The sequence below is a fragment of the Streptomyces sp. NPDC007863 genome (genome assembly GCF_040633895.1).
GTDB lineage: Bacteria > Actinomycetota > Actinomycetes > Streptomycetales > Streptomycetaceae > Streptomyces.
This window is the reverse complement of the sequence record NZ_JBEYEI010000003.1, coordinates 308,494-333,237: the sequence shown is the minus strand read 5'-3', so window position 1 is coordinate 333,237 and position 24,744 is coordinate 308,494. Positions and strand designations below refer to the sequence as shown.

Genomic DNA, 24,744 nt, shown 5'->3' with positions numbered 1-24,744 from the left:
AGGTCAGCGGCGCGATGAAGGGGTTTCGGCGGTCAGTTGAAGACCGGGGAGACGGCGACGCAGCCGCCGGACATGGCCTGCTCGCCCTTGGCCTCCTTGATGACCTTGCCCTGGTAGACGACCTTGCAGGTGAGGTCGGCGGGCTTGGTCGAGACGGGCATGACGGCGGGCGGCATGATGCCGTGCAGCTTCACGGTCCTGGTCCACGGCACGGCGGGCTTCTTGTCGCTCTCGACCTGCGGCTGCATCGCGGTGCCGTCGCCGGCGTGGTACTCGATCGACTCCACGGCCGAGCCGGTGACCTCGTAGGTCACCTCGTAGCTTTCGGTGACGGCCTTGTCGACCTGGTCGGCGGCCTTGTCGGCCGCTTCTGAACAGGCCCCGAGCCCGAACGCGAGGCCGGCGACGGCGAGGGCCGAGACGGCGGTGCGGACGGTGCGGTTCATGGTGGTACTCCCCCTGCACGGTGGTGCGGTCGAAGGGCTCACGCTGGTTCGCGCGAGCTCGCACAGCACCGTAAAGGACCGGTAAAACCAAGGTGTCGCCGGGGTCCTCCTCCGACGGTGAATCCCCAGGTCAACTGCGTTGTCAGTGGCGGAGAATACCGTCAGGTACATGAATGCGACGGGGACGCGCTGGACGGTTGAGCAGGTGCGGGCACTGGCTCCTGACGAGGCGTCGCGCAGAGCGGGCGGCGGGCTCGGCACGGCCGGCCCGTGGAGCGGCGCGGGCGGCCGCGACGGGGTCGTCTGGGGGCAGTGCGCGGGCAGCGGCCGCACGCCGTACCGCACGGTCGTGGACACCAAGGGGCCCGTGTACGCGTGCTCCTGCCCGAGCCGCAGGTCCCCCTGCAAACACGCGCTCGGTCTGCTGCTGCTCTGGGCGGCGGGCGACCCGGCCGTGCCGGACGGGGCCGAACCGCCCGGCTGGGCCTCCCGCCGGCTCGCGCCGCGCCCGGCGCCGGGGGCGGCACCGGCCGACCCCGAGGCGGCCCGCCGCCGGGCCGAGCGCCGGGCGGCCCGGGTGACGGCGGGCGCGGAGGAGCTGGAGCGGCGGCTCGCGGACCTGGTGCGCGGCGGTCTCGCGGCGGCCGGCCGCCAGGGGTACGGCCTGTGGGAGGAGACCGCGGCCCGCATGGTCGACGCGCAGGCGCCCGGACTCGCGGCCCGCGTCCGCGAGCTCGGCGCGATACCGGGCTCGGGCCCGGGCTGGCCGGTGCGGCTCCTGGAGGAGTGCGCGCTCGCCCACCTCCTGGACCGCGCGTGGCTGGCCGCCGACCGGCTGCCCGCCGCTCTCGCGGCCACGGTACGGACCCGGGTCGGCCTCCCGTCCGTCCCGGCCGGCCCGGCGGTGAGGGACCGCTGGCTGGTCCTCTCCCGGCACGACACCGGGGACGGCCGGCTGACGACCCGTCGCATCTGGCTGTACGGCACGGCCGGGGGTCGCACGGCCCTGCTGCTCTCGTTCGGCGCGGCGGGCCGCGCACCCTCCCTCGCCCTGCCGGTCGGCGCCCTGCTGGACGGCGAACTGACCCCGCACGCGGGCGCCGGGCAGCTCCGCGCGGACCCCGGCGAGCTGGTCCCCGCCCCCGGTCCGGCCGCTCCGCCGCCGGGCGGAGGGGTCGGCGAGGCCCTCGACGCGTACGGCCGCGCCCTGCGCGAGGACCCCTGGCTGGAGTCCTGGCCGGTGACGCTCGGCCAGGTCGTCCCCGCCCCGGCGGAGTACGGCTGGCAGCTCGCCGACGCCGACGGCCACGAGGCCCTCCCCCTGACGACCCCGGACCGCCCCGCCCTCTGGCGCCTCCTGGCCCTGTCGGGCGGCGCCCCCCTGACGGTCTTCGGCGAATGCGGCCCCCGGGGCTTCACCCCCCTGACGGCCTGGTCCCAGGAAACGCCGGGGGACCCGGTCCCCCTGACCTGAGCGGCTCCGCCCCCACCGTGCGGGCAGGCGTTCCGCTTGGGGGTCCCCCTGGACGAAGTCCTTGGGGGAGGAACGGGTGGGCACGCGGAACGGCGCGCTCGGCCGCGCCCGGGCCCCCGCACCGGAACCCGAGCCCCGGGCACGCCGCCGTACCGATGCCGGATCAGCCCCCTCACCGAGAGGCGCACACCGTGACGACGACAGACACCGACTGGGAGCGCCTGGTCTCCGCCGCCCTCCTGGGCACCGACCGCCGCCCGCCCGCGGCCGCACGCGGGCCCGAGGCCGCCGCCACCCTGCTCGACGCCGCCGCCCGCCACACCCTCCGCCGCCGCGCAGGCCTCCGCCCCGGCCCCGCCGCCGTACGCCCCGAACCCGCGCCGCACGACCCCCGCCCCGCGCTGCCCGAAGCGGCCCGCCGCCGCCTCGACGGCCTGCTCGCGGGCCGGGGGGCCACCCCCGCCGCCGGCCGCCGCGGCACGGCGCCGGACCTCGCCGAACTGCTTCCGCAGTGGCTGGCGCTGGCCGGCGAGCGCGGCTACCGGGCGCCGCCGGCCTCCCTGCCGGCCCTGCTCGACGCGGCCAGGGCCCGTACCGATCTGCGCCCGCAGGCCCTGGCGTTCGCCGGACCGCGCGGGCTGTGGCTGGCCCGGTTCAACCCGGAGTGGCGGTTCGCGCTGCGCGGCGCCGGGGCCGGCGGCGCCCTGCCGGACCCCGGGGACGCCGAGGCGGTGCGGAAGCTGTGGGAGGAGGGCCTGTTCGCCGAGCGGGTCGCCCTCCTCGGAGCCGTACGGGCGAAGGATCCGGCCGCGGGACGGGCCCTGCTCGCCACGACCTGGTCCGGCGAACGGGCCGAGGACCGGCTGATGTTCCTGGACTCGCTGCGCTCCGGTCTGTCGCCGGCCGACGAGGAGTTCCTGGAGGCCGCCCTCGCCGACCGCAGCCGCAACGTCCGCGCGACCGCCGCCGAACTGCTCTCCGCGCTCCCGGACTCCGCGCTCTCGGGCCGCATGGCGGGACGGGCGCTCACCTGCGTGGGCCTGGACCGGACGGCGCCCGTGCCGACGGTCGTCGTGGAGGCCCCGCACGAGTGCGACGAGGAGATGCGGCGGGACGGCGTGGCCGCGGTGCCCCCGGCGGGCCGGGGCGAGCGGTCCTGGTGGCTGGGCCGGCTGGTGGAGGCCGCCCCGCTGAGCTGCTGGCCGGCCCGGTTCGGCGGGCGGTCCCCGGAGGAGATCGTGGCGCTGCCGGTCGCCGACGACTGGCAGCCGGAGCTGCACGCGGCCTGGTGCCGGGCGGCGGTGCGCCAGCGGGACGCGGCCTGGTCGCGGGCGCTGCTCGGCGCCCCTTCGACGCCGCCCGCGACGGGCCCCGGCACCTCGTCGCTGGCCGAGCGGGCGCAGCTGCTGTCGACGCTCGGCCCGGCGGAGCGGGCCGGCTGGGTGGCGGCGTTCGTGGCGGCGCACGGCCTGTCCGAGGCCTTCCAGCTGCTCGGGGTGTGCACGGTGCCGTGGGCGGAGCCGCTGGGCGAGGCGGTGATCGACGCCCTGGACACCGCCCGGGACGCGGGCAGCTATCCGTGGAGTTTCAGCGGGGTGATGGGGCTCGCTGAGCGCTGCCTCTCCCCCGCCGCGGCCGGCCGTCTGGCCTCGCCGGCGGCGGCGGTCCGGGAGGCGGAGGACGCCTCTCCGGGCGCGGGCGCCTACTGGTCCGAGGCGTTCCAGCGCCTGGTGGCCACGCTCGACCTGCGCGCCCGCATGCGCGCCGAACTGGACGGCGCGCCGGCCCGGCCCGCCGCGTGAGGACACACGGGAGGACGGACGGCCGGGAGCCCGTCGGAGGGGGCCCCCGGCCGTCCGGTGCGTACGGCGCGCGCGGCCGTCAGGCGGCCACGCGTACGTTGGCGTTGACCCAGTCGACGATCGACGCGGTCGTGGCGCCCGGGGTGAAGATCTCCGCGACGCCCTTCTCCTTGAGCGGCGGGATGTCCGCGTCGGGGATGATGCCGCCGCCGAAGACCTTGATGTCCTCCGCGTCGCGCTCCTTGAGGAGCTCGATGACCTTGACGAAGAGCGTGTTGTGCGCGCCCGAGAGGATCGAGAGGCCGATCGCGTCGGCGTCCTCCTGGATCGCGGTGTCGACGATCTGCTCGGGCGTCTGGTGCAGCCCGGTGTAGATCACCTCCATGCCGGCGTCGCGCAGGGCCCGCGCGATGACCTTGGCCCCACGATCGTGGCCGTCGAGACCCGGCTTGGCGACGACCACGCGGATCGGACCGGTCACACCCATCACTGCCTCCACATGCGACCCCCGCGCGTCTGTGCCGGGGAGGTGAACGAACGTTATCGACAGCATCCCGCAACGGGCCGTTTCGCGGTGCCCGGCGAGGGGGAAATCACACGTGGGACACGTTCGTTCCGCGGCCTGCCCCGCTCCGGGCCCCCCTCCTGGGCCCTCCAGCCGCCCGCGGGGCCGGTCGCGCAAGGAGCCGCGACGCCGGTCGCCGGGGTCCCGTGCCGTCGTCCGTGCGGCGCGGGACCCCGGCGTCCCGGCGTATCGCGCCCCGGGCGCCGCACGGGAGGTCGGCGATGGAGCTCGCCAAGGTCACCGCCCTGTTGAAGGCCACCACGCTGGAGGCCGCGGTCCTCACCGGCCGTCTCGTCCTCTATCCGTCCGGAATCGTCCCGGAGCGCCTCGCCGCCGCGGGCCCGGACGACGCCCCCGTCCCCCTCGCGGGTGACGGCGGCCGTCCGGTGGTGCTGCTGCACGGCTTCGTCGACAACCGCTCCGTCTTCCTGCTGCTGCGCCGCGCGCTCGCCCGGCACGGCCGTCACCACGTGGTGCCCCTGGACTACTCGCCGCTCATGGGGGACCTGCGGACCGCCGCCGAGGCCCTGGGGCGGCGGATCGAGGCCGTGCTGGCGCGCACCGGCCGGACCGAGGTGGACCTGGTGGGCCACAGTCTGGGCGGGCTCGTCGCCCGTTATTACGTACAGCGTCTCGACGGTGACGCGCGGGTGCGGACCGTGGTCACCCTCGGCACCCCGCACGCGGGCACGTCCGTGGCGGCGCCGCTCGCCGACGCGCACCCGCTGGTGCGGCAGATGCGCCCGGGGTCGGAGGTGCTGCGGGAGCTGGCCGCGCCGGCGCCGGGCTGCCGGACGCGGTTCGTCAGCTTCTGGAGCGACCTGGACCGGATCATGGTGCCGGTGGAGACGGCCCGCCTCGACCACCCCGACCTGCTGGTGCACAACGTGCGGGTGAGCGGCATCGGCCATCTGGCGCTGCCGGTGCACCCGACGGTGGCGTCCGGGATCCTCAGGGCCCTCGACGCGGGCGAGGGGATGGAGGAGGGAACGGCCGAAGGGGCTTCCTCTGTGGCTTGAAGTCGCCAGTCGACGGCGACACCCCCGGCCCGTTCTTCGAACGTTCCTCGAACACAAGGCCAAAGGTCTGTGCACGAGCTGGCGAAACACTGCCGATTGCCCGTTTCCTGCGCCGTCCGACCCCTCCGAAGATTGTCGGCCCCGTGTACCGCCGGGTACAGTCGCGCCACTGCTTCCCCCCGGGACACCCCCTGTCGGGCCCGCCCCGGACTGGTCCTGCTGCCGAGGCGAGAGAGACGTTGGTGAACGACCAGCACCCCCACGCCGGGTACGCCGGAGACGGCGCCCACCTCACCGGCGGCTTCGCGGCCGACCCGCTCTTCGGGGCCTGGTCCGACGCCGGTCAGGCCGGCCACAGCGGCCAGTGGGACCTCGGGCAGTACGCCGCCGCCGGCGCGTACGACACGACGGGCCAGTGGAACACCACCGGCCAGTGGAACACCGCCCCGGACGCCTACGCGGCACAGGACGCGTACGGGCAGCACCAGCCGTACGACACGACGGGCCAGTGGGACGCCTCCGCCTGGACCGAGGCCCAGCACACCGGCCAGTACGAGACCCTGCACTCCGGCGCCTACGCGGCGCAGGGCGCGTACGGCCAGGAGGCGTACGACGTCACCGGCCAGTGGGCCGCCCCCGCCTTCGCGACCGACACCGGCGCGTACGACGCCACCGCCTGGAACCAGGCGGCGGAGCAGGTCGAGCCGGTCGTCCCCCAGCAGTACGTCCCCGCGGCCGAACAGATCGACCACACCGCCGAGTTCGAGTTCGCCTACGAGCCGGCCCCGGAGCCGGAGCCGGTGTACGAGCCGGAGCCGGCGTACGAGACCGAGGGCGCGTACGAGACCGAGGGCGCGTACGAGCCCGAGACGGCGTACGAGACCGAGCATGGCTACGCCGACGAGGCTCCCGAGGCCCACGAGCCCGTCGCCGAGGTCCGTACCGACGCCGCCGCTGCCCGCCCCGTCCGCCGCTCCTCCGGCGGCAGCCGCGCCCGGCGGCGTACCCCCGCCAAGCGTTCCGCGCTGCTGACCGTCGCCGTCCCCTCCGCCTGCGTCATGGGCGTGGCCGGGATCGCGGCCGCCTCCGTCGGCGGGCTCACCGGCGGCACCGAGAGCCCGAAGCAGAAGGACACCACCGCGCTCGCCGCCGCCGACCCGGCCGCCGTGAAGCAGATGGCGGCCAACACCGCGCTCGACACCCAGCTCAGCGCCCTCGACGCCGACGTCCGCGACTTCGGCGACCGCGCCAGCCGCACCCAGGAGCGCATCGACCTCAAGGCCCGCCAGGCCGCCGAGAAGAAGAAGCGCGAGGAGGAAGCGGCCCGCAAGGAGGCCATGCGCCCCAAGTTCATGCTTCCGGTGAAGCTGCACCAGCTCAGCGCCCGCTACGGCCAGTCCGGCGTCAACTGGATGTCCCTGCACACCGGCATCGACTTCCCCGTGCAGTACGGCACCCCCGTCATGGCCGCGACCGACGGCACCGTCCGCACCCAGTGGAACCCCGCCTACGGCAACATGGCGATCGTGACCGCCGCCGACGGCACCGAGACCTGGTACTGCCACCTCAGCAGCACCAAGATCCGCTGGGGCCAGGTCAAGGCCGGCGACGTCATCGCCTACTCCGGCAACTCCGGCAACTCCACCGGCCCGCACCTCCACTTCGAGGTCCGGCCCGGCGGCGGCTCCGCGATCGACCCGCTGACCTGGCTCCGCAACAAGGGCCTCGACCCCACGAGCTGAGGCGCGCACACGCACGCGTCGGGGCCCGGTCCAGTGGACCGGGCCCCGACGCGTACCGCCGTACCGCTCGCTACAGCTTCTCGACCGGCGCGTACCGCAGCACCAGCCGCTTCGGCTTCTCGTCGCCGAAGTCGATCGTCGCCTGGGCCTTGTCGCCCTCGCCCGTCACCGCCAGGACGGTGCCCAGACCGAACTGGTCGTGCGTGACCCGGTCGCCGACCGTCAGCGAGACCACCGGCTTGTCCGAGCCCGCGCGGCGCGTCGCGAAGCCGGACGGACCGGAGCGGGCGCGGGAGGAGGAGAGCGAGGCCGTCAGCGAGGAGGCGATCCCCGACGTCGGCCCGGCGGGCTTCGCCACCGGCCCGGTCCGCTTCCACTCCAGGTACGCGGGCGGGATCTCCTCCAGGAAGCGGGAGGCCGGGTTGTACGAGGGCTGGCCCCAGGCGCTGCGCATCGACGAGCGCGTGAGGTACAGCCGCTCGCGGGCGCGGGTGATGCCCACGTACGCCAGGCGCCGCTCCTCCTCCAGCTCCTTCGTCTGGCCGAGGGCGCGCATGTGCGGGAAGACGCCGTCCTCCATGCCGGTGAGGAAGACCACCGGGAACTCCAGGCCCTTCGCGGTGTGCAGGGTCATCAGCGTGATGACGCCGGAACCCTCCTCGTCCTCGTCGGGGATCTGGTCGGAGTCGGCGACGAGCGCGACCCTCTCCAGGAACTCGGCGAGCGTGCCCGCGCCGGCCCCTTCCTGTCCGCCGGACTCCCCGCGCTCCTGCTCGAACTCCAGGGCCACCGCGGCGAGCTCCTGGAGGTTCTCGATCCGGGTCTCGTCCTGCGGGTCGGTGGAGGCCTGGAGCTCGGCGAGGTAGCCGGTCCGCTCCAGGACGGCCTCCAGGACGACGGCGGGGCCCGCGCCGGACTCGGCGATGGTGCGCAGCTCGTCCATGAGGACGTTGAACCGCTTCACGGCGTTGGCCGAGCGGGCGGCCATGCCGTAGGCCTCGTCGACCCGCTTGAGGGCCTGCGGGAAGGTGATCTTCTCGCGGAGCGAGAGGGCGTCGATCATCGCCTCGGCGCGCTCGCCGATGCCCCGCTTGGGGACGTTGAGGATCCGGCGCAGCGGGACGTTGTCCTCGGGGTTGGCGAGGACGCGCAGGTAGGCGAGGACGTCCCGGACCTCCTTGCGCTCGTAGAAGCGCACGCCGCCGACGACCTTGTAGGGCAGGCCGACGCGGATGAAGATCTCTTCGAAGACGCGGGACTGGGCGTTGGTCCGGTAGAAGACCGCCACGTCGCCGGCCTTCGCCTCGCCCTTGTCGGTGAGCCGGTCGATCTCGTCGGCGACGAACTGGGCCTCGTCGTGCTCGGTGTCCGCGACGTAGCCGGTGATCTGGGCGCCCGCGCCGGCGTTGGTCCACAGGTTCTTGGGGCGGCGGGACTCGTTGCGCTCGATGACCGCGTTGGCGGCCGAGAGGATCGTCTGGGTGGAGCGGTAGTTCTGCTCCAGGAGGATCGTCGTCGCGTCCGGGTAGTCCTCCTCGAACTGGAGGATGTTGCGGATCGTCGCGCCGCGGAAGGCGTAGATCGACTGGTCGGCGTCGCCGACGACGCACAGCTCGGCCGGGCCGAGGTCCTCGTAGCCGGTGCCGACCAGCTCGCGCACCAGGGTGTACTGGGCGTGGTTGGTGTCCTGGTACTCGTCGACGAGGACGTGGCGGAAGCGGCGCCGGTAGTGCTCGGCGACGTCCGGGAACGCCTGGAGCAGGTGGACCGTCGTCATGATGATGTCGTCGAAGTCCAGCGCGTTCGCCTCGCGCAGGCGCGCCTGGTACATCCGGTACGCCTCGGCCAGCGTCTTCTCGAAGCCGTCGGCGGCCTGGTCGGCGAAGGTCTCCTCGTCGATCAGCTCGTTCTTCAGGTTGGAGATCTTGGCGCTGAAGGACTTCGGCGGGAACTTCTTCGGGTCGAGGTCCAGGTCGCGGCAGACCAGCGCCATCAGGCGCTTGGAGTCGGCGGCGTCGTAGATCGAGAAGGAGGAGGTGAAGCCGAGCCGCTTGCTCTCGCGGCGCAGGATGCGGACGCAGGCGCTGTGGAAGGTCATCACCCACATCGCGTTGGCCCGCGGGCCGACGAGCTGCTCGACGCGCTCCTTCATCTCGCCGGCGGCCTTGTTGGTGAAGGTGATCGCCAGTATCTGGCCGGGGTGCACGTGCCGCGTGCCCAGGAGGTGGGCGATGCGGTGGGTGAGGACCCGGGTCTTGCCGGAGCCCGCGCCGGCCACGATGAGCAGCGGGGAACCCGTGTGGACGACGGCGGCCCGCTGCTGCTCGTTGAGCCCCTCCAGGAGGGCGGCCGGGTCCACGGCCGGGCGGTGGGCGCCGTCCCGGTAGTACGGGTCGCGGGGCGGGGGCGCGTCGAAGTGCTCCCCGAACAGGTCGTGCGGAACCTCCTCCGCCGGGGCGCCGTGCTCGTCGTCCTCGGGCGGGGGCGGGGCGTCCTCCGGGGAGTGGGACTGGAGGCCGGCCAGGAAGCTGTCGTCAAAGAGGCTGCTCATCGCCTCACGAGTCTAGGACGCCGCACCGACATCCGGTCCCGCCTTCGTCAGGTCGCGGGCGTGACGGCCCGCACCCCGGCCCCGCCGGAGGCCGCTCCCCGGGGGTCCGGAATCACACCCAGAGGGTCGCGATGAAGATGTTCGCCGTGGTCAGGCCGCCGACGGCGGCGAAGAGGCCCTTGTCGGCCGTCTCGTCGTCGCGCTTGACGTAGACGATGCCGAGGATCACCACGAGGATCGCCAGCTTGATGCCGATCTTGAGGTTGTTGACCGTCTGGTCGTCGGCCTGGTTGAGGCCGACGAGCGCGACGCCGGTGACCAGCATGGTCAGCGCGCCGTGCAGCATGGCGGGCGTGAAGCGGGCCGTACCGGCCCCGATCGCCTTCATCTGGGTGAGGAAACCGCCCAGGAGGGAGGCGATGCCGATGATGTGCAGCGCGACGAAGACATTGATGAGGACGTCCATGGGGCGGAGCCTAACCGTGCCCCTAGCACCGCTCTCCGGCCGGGTCCACCCACTCCCGCGCTTCGGTCGCCCGCCCCACGGAAACCTCCACCGACCGCCCGCGCCGGCGAAAGAGAACGGTCCCCGGGGGTCATCCGACGCCAATAGCGGTCAAACCCCGGCCGGGGCGTGACGGCCGGGTCTAGCGTCCTGCCCCAGGTGGTCGGCGCCCCACCCCGCCGGTCCACCCGGCGGTGCCTGCCACCCGCCGGAGAACCCCGGCGGCGGCCCGTCTCCCCTGTGCGGTCCGCCGCCGGCCCCGGCCGGCACCGTCCCCCACAGGCAGAGGATGTGACCCGCCCTCGTGGCAGCGCACCGAAAACCCAGGCCGTTCCCGCTCGGCCGCCCCGCGGCCCGCACGGCCGCCACGCTCGCCCTCGCCTCCGCGGCCACCGCGACCCTCTTCGAGGGCTCCGGGCACGCCGACCCGGCCGGCCCCGGCCGCACCCCCGCCCAGGTCAGGACCGAGGTCGACCGCCTCTATCAGGAGGCCGAGGTCGCCACCGAGCGGTACAACGGCGCGAAGGAACGGGCCGACGCCGCCCGCGTCTCCTACGACCGGCTCCGCGACGAGGCCGCCCGCCGCACCGAGCGGCTGAACACCGCCCGCCACAGCCTCGGCGCCGTCGCCGCGGCCCAGTACCGCTCCGGCGGCCTCGACCCGGCCGTCCAGCTCGCCCTCACCTCGGACCCGGACGACTACCTGGAGCGGGCCGCCCTCGTCCAGAAGGCCGGCGACCGCCAGGCCGCCGCGATCACCGCCGTACGCCGGGAGATCGCCGGACTCGCCCAGCTGCGCGCCGAGTCCGCCGACCGGCTCACCGCCCTGCGCGGCCACGAGGCCGAACTGCGCCGGCAGAAGGCCACCGTCCTCGACAAGCTCGCCGCCGCCCGCCGCCTGCTCGCCCGCCTCACCGCCGAGGAACGCGCCCGGTACGAGGCCGCCGTCGCCGCCCGCACCACCCCCAGGGCCTCCGGGGGCGGCGCCACGGCCCGGGCGGACCTCTCCTCCGGCGACCGGACCACGGCCGCCTCGGCCGGAACCACCCCCGCCGCCGCCTCCGCCTCCGCTCCGGCCACCGGCCGCGCCTCGGCCGCCCTCTCCTTCGCCCGCGCCCAGCTCGGCAAGCCGTACGTCTGGGGCGCCACCGGCCCCTCGGCCTACGACTGCTCGGGGCTCACCCAGGCCGCCTGGCGCGCCGCCGGAGTCTCCCTGCCCCGCACCACGTACACCCAGATCAACGCCGGGCGCCGGGTCTCCCGCTCCGAGCTGGCCCCGGGCGACCTGGTCTTCTTCTACTCGGGGATCAGCCACGTGGGCCTCTACATCGGCGGCGGCCAGATGATCCACGCGCCCCGGCCCGGCGCCCCCGTCCGGATCGCGCCGATCGACGAGATGCCCTTCGCGGGCGCCACCCGTGTCGCCTGAGAGGCCTCAGACCAGCCGGCGGGCTGTCGCCCAGCGGGTCAGCTCGTGCCGGTTGGAGAGCTGGAGCTTGCGGAGCACCGCGGAGACGTGCGACTCGACGGTCTTCACCGAGATGTACAGCTGCTTGGCGACCTCCTTGTACGCGTAGCCGCGGGCGATCAGCCGGAGCACCTCCCGCTCCCGCTGGGTCAGCCGGTCCAGGTCCTCGTCCACCGGCGGCGCGTCGGTGGACGCGAAGGCGTCGAGGACGAAGCCGGCGAGGCGCGGGGAGAACACGGCGTCGCCCTCCTGCACCCGGAAGATCGAGTCCACCAGGTCGGTGCCCGTGATCGTCTTGGTCACATAGCCGCGGGCACCGCCCCGGATCACGCCGATCACGTCCTCCGCCGCGTCCGAGACGGAGAGCGCGAGGAAGCGGACCGGGTCCTCGGCGGCGGCCATCAGCCCGGCGCAGCGGCGCAACACCTCGACCCCGCCGCCGCCGGGCAGATGGACGTCGAGGAGGACGACCTCCGGCCTGGTCGCGGTGATCACGGTGACGGCCTGGTCGACGTCGGCGGCCTCGCCGACGACCTCGACGCCCGTGACGTCGGTCCGCCCGATCTCGGCCTGCACGCCGGTGCGGAACATCCGGTGGTCGTCGACGAGGACGACCCGTACCCGGCGCCCGGCGCCACCCGAACCGCCCGTGCCACCCGCCGTGCCCGCGCCCGTCTCCCCGCCGGCTCCGGCCGTCGCCCCGGTCTCGTCGCTCATGCGTCCGCCCTCTCCATCTCCAGCTCGACCTCGGTGCCCCCGCCCGGTACGGCCCGCAGACGAGCCGTACCGCCGTTGCGCTGCATCCGGCCGATGATCGATTCCCGTACGCCCATTCTGTCCTCGGGGACCTGGTCCAGGTCGAAACCGGGGCCTCGGTCGCGCACGGACACGAACACCGTGCGCCCCTCCACCTCGGCGTACACCTGCACCGCCCCGCCCTCGCCACCGTACTTCGCGGCGTTGACCATCGCCTCGCGCGCGGCCTGCATCTGCGCGGCCAGCTTCTCGTCGAGCGGGCAGTCGCCGACGACGACCACCTCCAGCGGCACGCCGTGGTTGTCCTCGACCTCGGCGGCGGCCCGCTTCACGGCCTCGGCGAGGGTCTCGGGCTCCTCGTCCTTGCCGGTGCCCTCGGGTTTGTAGAGCCAGTTCCGCAGCTCCCGCTCCTGGGCGCGGGCGAGCCGGCGGACCTCGCCCGCGTCGTCGGCGTTGCGCTGGATCAGGGTGAGGGTGTGCAGGACGGAGTCGTGGACGTGAGCGGCGACCTCGGCCCGCTCCTGGGCGCGGATGCGCAGGGTCCGCTCCGCGGTGAGGTCCTGCGACATCCGTATCAGCCAGGGGCCCGCGAGCAGCGCTATGCCGGTGAGGACGGCCACGGAGGCGGTCAGCGCGGTGCCGATCTGGGCGATGGAGCCGCGCACGACGACGAAGACGGCGAGGCCGGTGCCGACCAGGGCCACGCCGACGAGCCCCCGCACGAGGTGGAAGCTGCGCCGTCGCCGCGTGTCCCCCCGGCCGGTCCAGACCTCGGCGCGGGCGTTGTCCGCCTGGCGCCAGACCAGGACGACACCGACGCCGATGAGCAGCGTCGGCCACACGTACCGCCCGGTCTCGCCGTCGACCCGCAGGTTCGCGATGAAGACGGACGCGCCGATCGCCAGGGCGACGAGGGCGAGGATCTGGCCGCGGTCGGGCTTGCGGAGCCGGCGTCTGCCGTCCTCGGAGAGCTCGAAGAGGGGACGGGACTCGGCCTTGCCGCCGACGCCGAGCGGGACCACGATCCAGAACACCGCGTACAGCAGCAGCCCGAGGCCCTCGGTGAGGACGAGCACCGCGAAGACGGCGCGCACCCACGCGACGGGCAGACCGAGGTGTCCGGCGAGACCGCGCGCGACACCGCCGAGCCACCGCCCGTCGGCGCTCCGGTAGAGCCTGCGCACGGGCGGTTCGTCGGTGTCGGTGACACGAGCGGTTGCGGACATGCACCGATCGTCACACGCCCTGCGCGTCCGGGGCATCAGGGTCCGCCCTGAGATCGGCCCCGGGTTCGCCTCGGGGTGGCGCGGCCGTCGAATATCAGGGTCGTGCCAGGGTCGTTCCCGGTGCCGTCCTGGGGTCACGGGCGGTCACCATGGACGCATGACGAGTTCGACGCCTTCGCAGCACACGCAGGACGAGGCCCCGCCGGCGGCGGGTGCCGCGCCGGCCGCTCCCCTGCGCCGCTCGCACACGAGCCGCGTGGTCGGCGGGGTCTGCGGCGGTCTCGGCCGGCACTTCGACATGGATCCGGTGATCTTCCGGATCGTGCTGTCGGTGCTGGCGGTGACCGGTGGCATAGGACTGGTCTTCTACGGCTTCGCGTGGCTGGTGATCCCGCTCGCGGGCGAGGAGGAGAGCGAGGGCCGGCGGCTGCTGACCGGCCGGGTGTCGGGTGCCTCGCTCGCGGCGATACTCATGGCGCTGGTGGGCTGCGGCATCTTCCTGTCGACGCTGCGGACGGGCTCGCTGATGGGCTTCGCGGTGACGCTGACGCTGGTGACGGCCGGTGCCGCGTACTGGTCGCAGCGGCGCGGGGTCGACGGGGAGGCCGAGGGCGCCGCGGCGGCGAAGCCCGCGGCGCCGCACGGCCGGGTCCCGGTGCCGCCGGAGACGAAGGCCCCGCCGCTGACGTTCGTCGAGCGGGAGATGAGCTCGTGGTGGCGGGACCCGATCGTGAAGGACGGGTCGACGGGCAAGGTGGCCATCGGCTACCTGTGGGGCCCGCACGGCATCGTCGACGAGCAGGGCCGGGTGGGCGGCGAGGTGCCGAAGCCGGGCAGCCAGTGGGGCCCGCCCGTCGATCCCGGGCGGCCGGCACCGTCGGTGCGGCGCAGCCCGTACTCGATCGCCGGTCTCGTCGATCTGCTCTCGATCGCCGCCGCGATCACGGGCACGGCCCTGACGTGGGAGTCGCAGCCGCTGGGCACCAGTCTGGCGACGGGGCTCGCGGCCGCGCTCGCGGTGCTCGGTCTGGGTCTGGTCGTCAGCAGTTTCCTGGGGCGCACCGGCTTCGGGACGATCTTCCAGACGGTGGTGACGGCGGCGCTCCTCGCCGGGGCGGTCGCCCTGCCGGACAAGATCACCACGGACTGGACGCGCGAGACGTGGACGCCGGCCTCGGTGGCGGCCGTGCAGCCGCAGTACGACCTGGGCGCGGGGGTGGGGACGCTGGATCTGTCCCGGCTCTCGGTGCCCGAGGGGAAGACGGTGACGACGGCGGTGGACGTGGGCGCGGGGAAGCTGGAGGTGATCGTGCCGCAGGACGTGGTGGTGAAGCTCCACGCCCAGGTGGGTCTCGGTGATCTGCAGCTGCCGGGGCAGGCGCCGGACGACATCGACGTCGCCCCGGACCGCGACGAGACGCGGACGCTGAACCCTCCGGCCGGGACGGACCCGGCGGGGACGCTGGACCTCTCGCTGGAGGTCGGACTTGGACAGGTGGAGGTCACCCGTGCTGCTTCATGAGTTCCGTCCGGGCCGGCTGGTCGTCGGCGTGGCCGCGCTCGGCCTGGCCGGGGCGTACGGCGGGAAGCTGGCGGGCTTCTGGCCGGCCCCGTGGTGGCTGGCGATCCCGGTGATGTGGTGTGCGCTGTGGGTGGCCGGCCTGGTGACGTGGGTGGCCTACGGCATCCGGCGGCGTTCGGCGAGGAGCCGGTCGGCGGAGAGCACGGGCGCACCGGCGAGCAGCAGTGGCAGCCAGGCCATGAGATAGGCGAGGTCGTTGCCGAGGTAGTAGGGCTCGACCTGCCAGCTCACGGTGAGCCAGAGGCTCAGGGAGATCAGCGCGCCGCCGAGGGCGGCGACCCTGGCGAAGAGGCCGATGAGGGTGCCGAGGCCGACGGCGAGCTCGCCGAAGGCGATGGCGTAGCCGAAGCCGGTGGGGCTGTTGAGGGCGAGGTCGACGAGGCCGGGGATGGCGGAGGAGTCACGGACGCCGCGCATGGTCTCGCCGATGGAGCCGGTGCCGGTGTCGGCGAGGAAGGCCGGGTCGGTGAGCTTGTCGAGGCCGGCGTAGACGAAGGTGACGCCGAGGAAGATCCGGAGCGGGAGGAGCGCGTAGCGGGAGGCGGTGGCCCGCCAGACGTCCATGCGGCTCTCCAGGCCGAACCGGGTCCTTCGGGGGCGGTCCGCGTACTGACTCATGATCGGTCACCTCTCCACACCCCGTACGACTGTTCGCGGACCGATTGTCTCCGCTTGTCCTGTGAGGGGACACAGGGAGGGGACCGGATGCTCAGTCGGCGACGTCGATCGTCACCCGGTTGGTCTCGAAGCCGGCGGCGGTGACGACGGAGATCTCGACCCGGCCGGGCTCGACGTCGGCGGGGAGGGGGACGGTGAGGACGGTGTCGGTGGGGTTGGCGAAGCCGCCGGGGACCGGCACCAGGGGCACGTGGGCGTGGACGGGGCCGATGCGGACGACGAGCCGGGTGAGCGGGTCCGGGGCGGCGGCGCCGGGAGGGACGAAGCCGAGGCCGCGGATCTCGATGTCGTCGCCGGTGCGGATGGGGGCGTCGAGGTCGCCGGCCTCGCGGGCGCGGACCACGGCGTGGACGGCGGGCGGTCCGCCCTCGGTGCACTTGGCGGCCAGGTGCCAGACGGCGGAGACGGCGAGGAGGAGGGCGAGGGACCAGGGCAGTTCGGGCAGGCGGGCCGGGTCGGCGGCGAGCCGGACGGCGGCGAAGGCGAGGACGGCGCCGGAGACCAGGACGTACTGGACGTCGGCGAGGTCGGCCCGGCCGTTGTCGTCGCAGAGGAGGTCGGCGGCACGGGGCCGGTCGGCGCGGACCTTCTGGAGCCGGCGGCCGGCGATGCGGGTGGAGACCACGAGGCGGGCGGTGACGGCGACGGCGGAGACCAGGGCGAGGACGGTGACGAGACCGGCGGCGCGGGCGAGGCCGAAGGCGGCGGGGGTGGCGGTGAGCGCGCGGGAGGTGAGGAAGAGGAGGGCGTAGCAGAGGAAGAGGAGCCAGGCGGCGGCGACGGCGCGGGTGGTGGAGAGCCGGTTGTCCTCGCCGGTGAGGGGGGCGAGGAGGCCGCCGCGGGCACGGTGGGCGTGGGCGGCGGCAGTGAGCGGGACGGCGAGGAGGAGGGCGGTGCAGAGGCCGGTGGTGCGGGTGGTGGTCCAGCCGGTGCCGAGGGCGGTGAGGGCCTGGCCGAGGAGGAGGGCGAGGACGGCGGCCCAGATCGCGGCGAGGCTGCCGGTGCGGACGCGGGCGAGCCAGGCGAGTCCGGCCTCCCGGCCGTGGGCGGTGACGGCGCGGGCGGACTGGGCGAGTTCGTCGGAGACCCACTGGCGGGCGGCGACCGGGGAGTGCGCGACGGCGACGGGGACGCCGTGGCCGGCGGCGAGTTCCTCCCGGCGGGCGAGGAAGGCGGCGACGGCCCGCCGGTGGCCGGTCTCGCCGCAGTGGGCGCAGCCGGCGCAGGCCGTCGGGTGGGCGTCGGCGCCGTGGCGCCCGCCGTAGTGTCTCGCCTCTTGGACCGCCACCGTGCTGTCACTTCCCGAGTTCGAGGTTTCGACCTCAACCTGCCGCCGTTTTCTCGGAATTGTGCCGCACCGAGGGTGCTCGCGAGGGCCGCGCGCGCCCCGCCGAAGAGTGATTGCCGAGCCATCTCATTGACGTACAGAAGGGTGAAGCGATGGTGTTACGACAGGAGTTCGGGCTCCGCTCGGCTGATCCTGCGCCAGAGGGGCTGGTAGTTGATCCAGGCGACGAGGTCGCTGCCGAGCTGTTCGCGGGTGGCGACGGCGTCCTTGTGGTCGATGAGGACGGGTTTGCCGGCGGCGCGGGCGGCGAGCTGGATGCGGGCGCAGCGGTCCATGGCGATGAACCACCAGGCGGCCGCGTCGACGGAGGCGCCGACGGTGAGGAGGCCGTGGTTGCGCAGGACGATGCCCTTGAAGGGGCCGAGGGCGAGGGCGATCCGGCGGGCTTCCTCGGCGTCGACGGTGACGCCGGTGTAGGCGTCGTAGAGGGCGTGGTCCTGGTAGAAGGCGCAGGCCTCCTGGGTGAGGGGGTCGAGGAGTTCGCCGAGGGCGGCGAGCGCGCGGCCGTGGGTGGAGTGGGTGTGCGCGACGGCGACGGCGTCCGGGCGGGCGCGGTGGACCTGGGCGTGGACGGTGAAGGCGGCCTGGTTGACGTGCTGGCCGCCGAGGACGACCTGCCCGTCGCCGTTGGCGAGGACGAGGTCGCTCGCGGTGAGGTCGCCGAAGGGGGCGCCGAAGGGGTTCACCCAGTAGCAGTCGTCGTACTCGGGGTCGCGGACGGTGATGTGACCCGAGACGCCCTCCTCGTACCCGAGCCGTCCGAAGAGGCGGAGCGCGCCGGCGAGCCGCTGCTTGCGGTGGACGCGCTCCTCCTCGGCCGTCGCGTGGACGGGCGGCATGGCGAAGTGGAGCCGGTCGACGGGGACGGGGGCCGGTGTCTCGGTCATGCGCCGGAAGGTAACGCCCGGCCGGTCAAGTCACCAGAGGCCGGACGGGACGGGTCTGGGCGGACGGGCCGGGAAGCGGCGAGGCCGCCGCCCGCGGGGTGCGGGGACGGCGGCCTCGTGCGCGTGCGGGAGGGGTCACTCCCACTCGATGGTGCCCGGGGGCTTGCTGGTGACGTCGAGGACGACGCGGTTGACGTCGGCGACCTCGTTGGTGATCCGGGTGGAGATCTTGGCGAGGACCTCGTACGGCAGGCGCGACCAGTCGGCCGTCATGGCGTCCTCGGAGGAGACCGGGCGCAGGACGATCGGGTGACCGTAGGTGCGGCCGTCGCCCTGGACGCCGACGGAGCGGACGTCGGCGAGCAGCACGACCGGGCACTGCCAGATCTCGCGGTCGAGACCGGCGGCGGTCAGCTCCTCGCGGGCGATGGCGTCGGCCTCGCGGAGCAGGTCCAGGCGCTCCTTGGTGACCTCGCCGACGATGCGGATGCCGAGGCCGGGGCCCGGGAAGGGCTGGCGCTGGACGATCTCCTCGGGCAGGCCGAGCTCCTGGCCGACCATCCGGACCTCGTCCTTGAAGAGCTGCCGCAGCGGCTCGACGAGCTCGAACTCGATGTCGTCGGGGAGGCCGCCCACGTTGTGGTGCGACTTGATGTTGGCGGTGCCGGTGCCGCCGCCGGACTCGACGATGTCCGGGTAGAGGGTGCCCTGCACCAGGAAGGCGACCTCGGGGCCCTCCTCCTGGAGGATCTCCAGCTGGGCCTGCTCGAAGACGCGGATGAACTCGCGGCCGATGATCTTCCGCTTGGTCTCCGGGTCGGAGACGCCGGCGAGGGCGTCGAGGAAGCGCTTCTCCGCGTCGACGACGACCAGGCGGGCGCCGGTCGCGGCCACGAAGTCCTTCTCGACCTGCTGGGTCTCGCCCTTGCGCATCAGGCCGTGGTCGACGTAGACGCAGGTGAGCTGGTCGCCGATGGCCTTCTGGACGAGGGCCGCGGCCACGGCGGAGTCGACGCCGCCGGAGAGGCCGCAGATGGCGCGCTTGTCGCCGACCTGGGCACGGATGGCCGCGACCTGCTCCTCGATCACGTTGCCGGTCGTCCACGAGGGCTCGATGCCGGCGCCGCGGTAGAGGAAGTGCTCCAGGACCTGCTGGCCGTGCGTGGAGTGCAGCACCTCGGGGTGGTACTGGACGCCGTAGAGCTTCTTCTCGTCGTTCTCGAAGGCGGCGACCGGGACCACGTCGGTGGAGGCGGTGACGGCGAAGCCCTCGGGGGCGGCGGAGCAGGCGTCGCCGTGCGACATCCACACGGACTGCTCGACCGGGGTGCCCTCGAAGAGGGTGGAGCCGGCCTTGGAGACGTGCAGCGGGGTGCGGCCGTACTCGCGGGCTCCGGTGTTGTCGACGGTGCCGCCGAGCGTGGTCGCCATCAGCTGGAAGCCGTAGCACATGCCGAAGACGGGGACGCCGGCGTCGAAGATCGCACGGTCGAGGCGCGGGGCGCCCTCGGCGTACACGGAGGACGGGCCGCCGGAGAGGATGATCGCCTTCGGGTTCTTGGCCAGCATCTCGGCCACCGGCATGGTGGACGGGACGATCTCGCTGTAGACCCGCGCCTCACGGACGCGACGGGCGATGAGCTGGGCGTACTGGGCGCCGAAGTCGACAACGAGGACTACGTCCGGGTTGGTGACGTCGGGCGCGGCAGCGGGGGACGCTGATGACACTTCGGCGGCCTTCCGGCGGTAGGAGGGTTCCCGAGGGAGGGGGCTATTTGTCGATTCTACCGGCGCGCGCGTGTCTCTTTTCGTCTCACCATCCGAACGTGGGTGGCCTTCGTCTCACCATCCGGGCCCGGCTTGCCCCGGTACGGAGGGCGGGGTCCATACTGGGCGCCATGCGCAAGCACTCGACCTTCGTGTTTACCTATGGCAACCGGCCCACCGGCTGCCATGGTCGTGCTGCTTGAGCAACTGACAAGCGACTTCCCAGGCGCCCCGGGCCGACAAGGCCCGGGGCGTCTGGCGTTTCCCGGGCCGTGCCGATCCGGGGCCTCCACACCACCCAGGAGCCCCGCATGACCGCGCAGACCGCCACCACGAAGACCCTCCCCGCGAAGACCCTCGCCGAGCAGACCGGCGCCCGCACCGACGAGGCGGCCTCGCTGATCGGCGACGCCCGCGAGCGGATCGACGCGCTGGACGACCGGATCATCGGTCTCATCCAGGAACGGATGGCGATCTCGGCGGTGATCCAGGAGGCCCGGATCTCCTCCGGCGGCCGGCGGGTGAACCTGGCCCGCGAGATGGACGTGCTCGCCCACTACCGGGACGCGCTGGGCAAGCCGGGCACGGCGCTGGCGATGACGATGCTGGAGCTGTGCCGGGGCCGCGTCTGAGACCGCCTGCGGTCGAAGCCCCCACGGCCGAGGCCCCCGCGGCCGAGGCCGCCCGTCCCCCAGACCCCGCCCCCCAGGCCCCGCCCGCAGCCCCGCTCGCACCCGACGAGTGGGGCCCCGCACCCCCGTTCGGTGCCGGACTCACCCGTACGGCGCGTGACCGGCCCCCGCCGGGCCTCGTTGAGCGGGGTGTCCGTGCCAGCCAGGGGCGGGCCCGCAGGAAACCACGCGTGGCTTCGCTGGGGCGTGTGACGTGCTTCTGGCACGTCGTGGGACCTCGCCCCAGCGCGCGTGACCGGACGGCAGGGGACAGCAGCCCGGTCACCCATAAAGGGCGGTCGGTCCCGGGGACGCCCGGGGCCGACCGCAACCGGCTCACCCTCCCCCACCGCCTCAGCCCCGTCCCCACGGTCGTCCCTCCCCCGACTTTCCTCCCCGACGCGGCGCGACCCCCCGGCGCCGCTCCGCTCGGCACCGCCGCTGCCCTGACACCGGTGCCGACCCAGGGCCCGTGCCGCGACCGGAATCGCGGCACGGGCCCTCTTCACGCTCCGCCATCACGACGTGACGCGCGTCACACAAAGATCCCGTACAACGCCTACAACCAAAGGCGGGGCCCGGTGGTCATCTATGCAGCAACACCGAAAAGCCGGAAGGGCGCTGCACTCGGAGGGGGGTGCAGCGCCCTTTCTGTCTGTCCGGGGCCCGAGCCCCCCGTCCGGGGTCGGAGCCCCTCCGTCCGGGACCGGAGCGTCAGGCCGTCTTCTTCGGCGGGACCGCCGGCATCCCGAGGAAGGGCAGCCGCAGGGCGCCGAACGCCTCGGCCGGGACCGCCGGGGACTTCGGCTCGACCGCCGCCACGCGCGCGTACGCCTCGCCCTGCCGCGGCCGCGGGTCCTCCTCGCCCTTGTTCGGCCAGAAGGACATGGCCCGCTCCGCCTGCGCGGTGATCGTCAGCGACGGGTTCACACCGAGGTTGGCGGAGACCGCCGCGCCGTCCACGACCGAGATGCCCGGGTGGCCGTAGAGCCGGTGGTACGGGTCGATGACGCCGGACTCGGCGTCGGCGCCGATGGGGCAGCCGCCGAGGAAGTGCGCGGTCAGCGGGGTGCCCATCACCTCGCCGATGTTGGAACCGGCGAAGCCGTTGATCTCCTCGGAGATCAGGGTCGCGGCCCGGGTCGCCGCCTCGATCTGCGTCGGGTTCGGCGCCCCGTGCCCCTGGCGGGCGGTGAGCAGGCCCTTCCCGAGGCCGCCGGGCTTGCGGTAGGTCGTCAGCGAGTTGTCGAGGGACTGCATGACGAGGCCGATGATGGTCCGCTCGGACCAGCGCCGGTTGGAGAGCGAGCGGAGCGCCAGCAGCGGGTGCCGGGCCATGTTGAGGGCCCAGTTGCGCACCCGGTGGGCGCCGTAGGGGACCTGGAGGACGGTGAGGCCGCCCATCGAGTTGGAGCCCTTGCCGTAGCGGACCGGCTCGATGTGGGTGTTCTCGTCCGGGTGGACGGACGAGGTGATGGCGACGCCCCGGGTGAAGTCGGCCTTCTGCCCGCCGTGCCTGCGCCGGTAGCGCCGGTCGGTGGTCTGCGCGCCGACCAGGCCCTCCGAGTTGGTGCGGGTCAGCTCGCCGAGCCGGGCGGAGATCCGGGGCAGCAGCCCGCTGTCCTTCATCCGGTGGAGCAGGGTCTGGGTGCCGTACGTACCGGCGGCGATGACCACCTCGCGGGCGGTGAAGGTGCGGCCCCTGCCCTTCTTCCGGTCGTCGGTCGGGAGGGTCTTGACCGCGAAGCCGCCGCGCGAGTCCTCGGTGACCGCGACGACCGAGGTCATCGGGTGGACGGCCGCGCCCGCCTTCTCGGCGAGGTAGAGGTAGTTCTCGTTGAGGGTGTTCTTGGCGCCGTGGCGGCAGCCGGTCATGCACTCGCCGCACTCGGTGCAGGCCTTGCGGGAGGGGCCCGCGCCGCCGAAGAAGGGGTCGGCCACCTCGCCGCCCGGCTTCGCCTTCGCCGTCCCGTCGCCGTCGTCGCCGTCCCCGAAGAAGACGCCGACGGGCGCCATGTGGAAGGTGTCGCCGATCCCCATGGCCTGGGCGGCGGCCTTCAGGTGCACGTCGGAGGGGGTCATCGTCGGGTTGAGCCGGACGCCCAGCATCCGCTTCGCCTGGTCGTAGTACGGGGCGAGCTCGGCGCGCCAGTCGGTGATGTCCTTCCACTGCGGGTCGTCGAAGAACGGCGCCAGCGGCTCGTACAGCGTGTTCGCGTAGTTGAGGGAGCCGCCGCCGACGCCCGCGCCCGCGAGGACCATCACGTTGCCGAGCAGGTGGATGCGCTGGATGCCGTACAGGCCGAGGGCCGGCGCCCACAGGAAGTTCTTCAGGTCCCAGGAGTTCTTCGGCAGGGTCTCCCGGGTGAAGCGGCGGCCGGCCTCCAGGACGCCGACCCGGTAGCCCTTCTCGGTGAGCCGGAGGGCGGTGACCGAACCGCCGAAGCCGGAGCCGACCACGAGGACGTCGTAGTCGTACGCGTCTTCCTCGTCCTGGTTTCGGGCAGGGGATACCGCGGTCATGGCTCTCCTCGTGAGGAAAAGGACGAAAACGGGCAGGAACGGAACGGCGTCGAGCGGGGGTCAGCTCAGGCGCAGGGCCTTCAGCGCCTTCAGGGAGAGGCTCATCACCGCCGCGTACTTCTCGTCGTCCATCCCGAAGGAGGGCGCCAGCGGCATCAGCCGCTGCTGGGCGACGGTCTGGGCCTCGGTGTACTTGAGGATGCCCTCGGAGCCGTGGCGGCGGCCGAGGCCGGAGTCCTTCATGCCGCCCATCGGCGCGCGGACGCTGCCGTACGCGGGCGCGTACCCCTCGTTGATGTTGACCGTGCCGGTGCGCAGCCGGGCGGCGACGGCGTGGCCGCGGCGCGCGTCGGTGGTCCAGACGGAGGAGTTGAGGCCGTACGCGGTGGCGTTGGCGCGTTCGATCACCTCGTCCTCGTCGGTGAAGCGGTAGATCGAGACGACCGGGCCGAAGGTCTCCTCGGCGCAGACGGCCATCGGGGCCTCGACGCCGTCGAGGATGGTCGGCTCGTAGAAGAGCGGGCCGAGGTCGGGGCGGGCGACGCCGCCGGCGACGAGCGTGGCGCCCTTGGCGACGGCCTCGTCGACGTGCCGGGTGACGGCCTCCAGCTGGCGCTCGCCGACGAGGGAGCCCATGTCGGCGCCGTACGCGAGGGAGTTGCCGAGGCGCATGGCCTTGGTGCGGGCGGCGAAGCGCTCGACGAAGGCGTCGGCGATCGACTCGTGGACGTACAGGCGCTCGATGGAGATGCAGAGCTGGCCGGCGGAGGAGAAGCAGGCGCGGACGGCGCCCTCGGCGGCCTTCTCGATGTCGGCGTCCTTCAGCACCAGCATGGCGTTCTTGCCGCCGAGTTCGAGGGAGACGCCGACGAGCCGGGCGGCGGCGCCCTTGGCGACCTCGATGCCGGTGCGGGTGGAGCCGGTGAAGGAGACGTAGTCGGCGTGGCGGACGACCTCGGGGCCGACGACCGGGCCCTCGCCGAGCACGACCTGGAAGACCTCGGCGGGCAGACCGGCCTCGATCAGGAGCTCACGGGCCCACAGGGCGGTGAGCGCGGTCTCGGTGTCGGGCTTCATGACGAGCGCGTTGCCCGCCACGAAGGCGGGCAGGGCGTCGCCGACGGAGAGCTCGAAGGGGTAGTTCCAGGGCGCGATCTGGCCGACGACCCCGCGCGGCTGGCGCAGCTCGGTGACCTTGGTGAGGGTCGGGACGACGCCGGTGTGCCGCTTGGGACGAAGGTACGAGGGCGCCTTGCGGCCGTAGTGACGGGCGGCGACGGCGACCGCGAGGACCTCTTCGTGGGCGTGCAGCCGGGCCTTGCCGGTCTCCAGCTGGATGAGGTCGAGGACCTCGGACTGGCGGGCGAGGACCAGGTCGTGGAAGCGCAGCAGGACGGCGGCGCGGGCCCGGACGGGGGTGGCGGCCCAGGCGGCCTGCGCGGCGCGGGCGCGGTCGAAGGCCTCGGCGACGTCCTCGGGCGTGGCCTCCGGCAGGTCCGCCAGCTTCGCCCCGGTGAAGGGCGTGTGGTTGGCGGTGCGGCCGGAGCCGACGACACCCCGGGTGAGCCGGGCGACGAGCTCCGGCGTCACGACGTCGGCGGCGGTCCGGGCTCCGGCCGGCGCGGGGGCGACCGGGTTGGTCGCACCGGCCGGGGCGGCGGGGCGGGCCGCCGGGGCGGGGTCGGCGGCGATCGTGAGGGCGGCGGGGGCCTGCGAGTCCGTCATGACGCCGAG

Annotated in this window: 19 protein-coding genes; 7 read left to right on the top strand and 12 right to left on the bottom strand. The window is 73.9% G+C overall.

What is annotated here, in order from left to right:
- Positions 1–32 precede the first annotated feature (32 nt).
- Positions 33–446 (bottom strand): MmpS family transport accessory protein, encoded by a 414-nt coding sequence (locus ABZ621_RS06690; RefSeq protein ID WP_360601368.1) that lies wholly within the window; start codon positions 444–446, stop codon positions 33–35.
- 169 nt (positions 447–615) lie between these two features.
- Between ABZ621_RS06690 and ABZ621_RS06685 the strand changes: the two genes are divergently transcribed.
- Together ABZ621_RS06685 and ABZ621_RS06680 are read left to right on the top strand one after the other, a co-directional pair.
- Positions 616–1,920, top strand: a complete 1,305-nt coding sequence (locus ABZ621_RS06685) for an SWIM zinc finger family protein (protein ID WP_360601366.1) — start codon at positions 616–618, stop codon at positions 1,918–1,920.
- Positions 1,921–2,075: 155 nt separating this feature from the next.
- On the top strand, positions 2,076–3,722 hold the full coding sequence (locus ABZ621_RS06680; protein WP_360601364.1) for a DUF5691 domain-containing protein: 1,647 nt from the start codon (positions 2,076–2,078) through the stop codon (positions 3,720–3,722).
- A gap of 79 nt (positions 3,723–3,801) precedes the next feature.
- On the opposite strand, the gene ABZ621_RS06675 is transcribed toward ABZ621_RS06680, so the two are convergent.
- Positions 3,802–4,209 carry a cobalamin B12-binding domain-containing protein gene (locus ABZ621_RS06675; RefSeq protein WP_169088618.1) on the bottom strand — a complete coding sequence of 136 codons (408 nt, stop codon included), beginning with the start codon at positions 4,207–4,209 and terminating at the stop codon, positions 3,802–3,804.
- 299 nt (positions 4,210–4,508) lie between these two features.
- Here ABZ621_RS06675 and ABZ621_RS06670 point away from each other — a divergent pair, with 299 nt between their 5' ends.
- Together ABZ621_RS06670 and ABZ621_RS06665 are read left to right on the top strand one after the other, a co-directional pair.
- Entirely contained in the window at positions 4,509–5,306 is a 798-nt protein-coding gene (locus ABZ621_RS06670) for an alpha/beta fold hydrolase (protein WP_360601362.1), read from the top strand.
- A 242-nt stretch (positions 5,307–5,548) separates the two neighbouring features.
- Positions 5,549–7,048: a M23 family metallopeptidase gene (locus ABZ621_RS06665; protein ID WP_360601360.1), complete on the top strand. Its 1,500-nt coding sequence runs from the start codon at positions 5,549–5,551 to the stop codon at positions 7,046–7,048.
- A 70-nt stretch (positions 7,049–7,118) separates the two neighbouring features.
- Here the strand turns inward: ABZ621_RS06665 and pcrA are convergent, their stop codons facing one another.
- Together pcrA and ABZ621_RS06655 are read right to left on the bottom strand one after the other, a co-directional pair.
- Positions 7,119–9,599, bottom strand: coding sequence for a DNA helicase PcrA (gene pcrA / locus ABZ621_RS06660; RefSeq protein WP_360601358.1), 2,481 nt, complete (start codon positions 9,597–9,599; stop codon positions 7,119–7,121).
- Positions 9,600–9,711: 112 nt separating this feature from the next.
- Positions 9,712–10,065 (bottom strand): hypothetical protein, encoded by a 354-nt coding sequence (locus ABZ621_RS06655; protein ID WP_169088611.1) that lies wholly within the window; start codon positions 10,063–10,065, stop codon positions 9,712–9,714.
- 343 nt (positions 10,066–10,408) lie between these two features.
- Between ABZ621_RS06655 and ABZ621_RS06650 the strand changes: the two genes are divergently transcribed.
- Positions 10,409–11,533: a C40 family peptidase gene (locus ABZ621_RS06650; protein WP_360601356.1), complete on the top strand. Its 1,125-nt coding sequence runs from the start codon at positions 10,409–10,411 to the stop codon at positions 11,531–11,533.
- 6 nt (positions 11,534–11,539) lie between these two features.
- Here ABZ621_RS06650 and ABZ621_RS06645 read toward each other — a convergent pair whose 3' ends face one another.
- Together ABZ621_RS06645 and ABZ621_RS06640 are read right to left on the bottom strand one after the other, a co-directional pair.
- On the bottom strand, positions 11,540–12,289 hold the full coding sequence (locus ABZ621_RS06645; protein ID WP_360601354.1) for a response regulator transcription factor: 750 nt from the start codon (positions 12,287–12,289) through the stop codon (positions 11,540–11,542).
- Positions 12,286–13,554 carry a PspC domain-containing protein gene (locus tag ABZ621_RS06640; protein WP_360601352.1) on the bottom strand — a complete coding sequence of 423 codons (1,269 nt, stop codon included), beginning with the start codon at positions 13,552–13,554 and terminating at the stop codon, positions 12,286–12,288. The genes ABZ621_RS06645 and ABZ621_RS06640 overlap by 4 nt, the downstream gene beginning before the upstream one ends.
- A gap of 157 nt (positions 13,555–13,711) precedes the next feature.
- Here ABZ621_RS06640 and ABZ621_RS06635 point away from each other — a divergent pair, with 157 nt between their 5' ends.
- Positions 13,712–15,076 carry a PspC domain-containing protein gene (locus ABZ621_RS06635; protein WP_360601350.1) on the top strand — a complete coding sequence of 455 codons (1,365 nt, stop codon included), beginning with the start codon at positions 13,712–13,714 and terminating at the stop codon, positions 15,074–15,076.
- A gap of 156 nt (positions 15,077–15,232) precedes the next feature.
- On the opposite strand, the gene ABZ621_RS06630 is transcribed toward ABZ621_RS06635, so the two are convergent.
- The 4 genes from ABZ621_RS06630 to guaA form a co-directional block, all read right to left on the bottom strand.
- Positions 15,233–15,700 carry a DoxX family protein gene (locus tag ABZ621_RS06630; RefSeq protein WP_360601601.1) on the bottom strand — a complete coding sequence of 156 codons (468 nt, stop codon included), beginning with the start codon at positions 15,698–15,700 and terminating at the stop codon, positions 15,233–15,235.
- Between the two features lie 145 nt (positions 15,701–15,845).
- The gene (locus ABZ621_RS06625) at positions 15,846–17,102 is read right to left on the bottom strand and encodes a hypothetical protein (RefSeq protein ID WP_360601348.1); all 1,257 of its coding nucleotides are present in this window, start codon (positions 17,100–17,102) and stop codon (positions 15,846–15,848) included.
- Positions 17,103–17,260: 158 nt separating this feature from the next.
- Positions 17,261–18,049, bottom strand: coding sequence for a class II aldolase/adducin family protein (locus tag ABZ621_RS06620; RefSeq protein WP_360601346.1), 789 nt, complete (start codon positions 18,047–18,049; stop codon positions 17,261–17,263).
- A gap of 135 nt (positions 18,050–18,184) precedes the next feature.
- Positions 18,185–19,777 carry a glutamine-hydrolyzing GMP synthase gene (gene guaA, locus ABZ621_RS06615; protein ID WP_360601344.1) on the bottom strand — a complete coding sequence of 531 codons (1,593 nt, stop codon included), beginning with the start codon at positions 19,775–19,777 and terminating at the stop codon, positions 18,185–18,187.
- 350 nt (positions 19,778–20,127) lie between these two features.
- Here guaA and ABZ621_RS06610 point away from each other — a divergent pair, with 350 nt between their 5' ends.
- A complete protein-coding gene (locus ABZ621_RS06610; protein ID WP_360601342.1) occupies positions 20,128–20,448 on the top strand; it encodes a chorismate mutase in 321 nt (106 codons plus the stop codon).
- A gap of 753 nt (positions 20,449–21,201) precedes the next feature.
- On the opposite strand, the gene ABZ621_RS06605 is transcribed toward ABZ621_RS06610, so the two are convergent.
- Positions 21,202–23,010: a GMC family oxidoreductase gene (locus ABZ621_RS06605; protein WP_360601340.1), complete on the bottom strand. Its 1,809-nt coding sequence runs from the start codon at positions 23,008–23,010 to the stop codon at positions 21,202–21,204.
- A 60-nt stretch (positions 23,011–23,070) separates the two neighbouring features.
- Positions 23,071–24,735, bottom strand: a complete 1,665-nt coding sequence (locus tag ABZ621_RS06600) for a succinic semialdehyde dehydrogenase (RefSeq protein WP_360601338.1) — start codon at positions 24,733–24,735, stop codon at positions 23,071–23,073.
- Between the last annotated feature and the right edge of the window lie 9 nt (positions 24,736–24,744).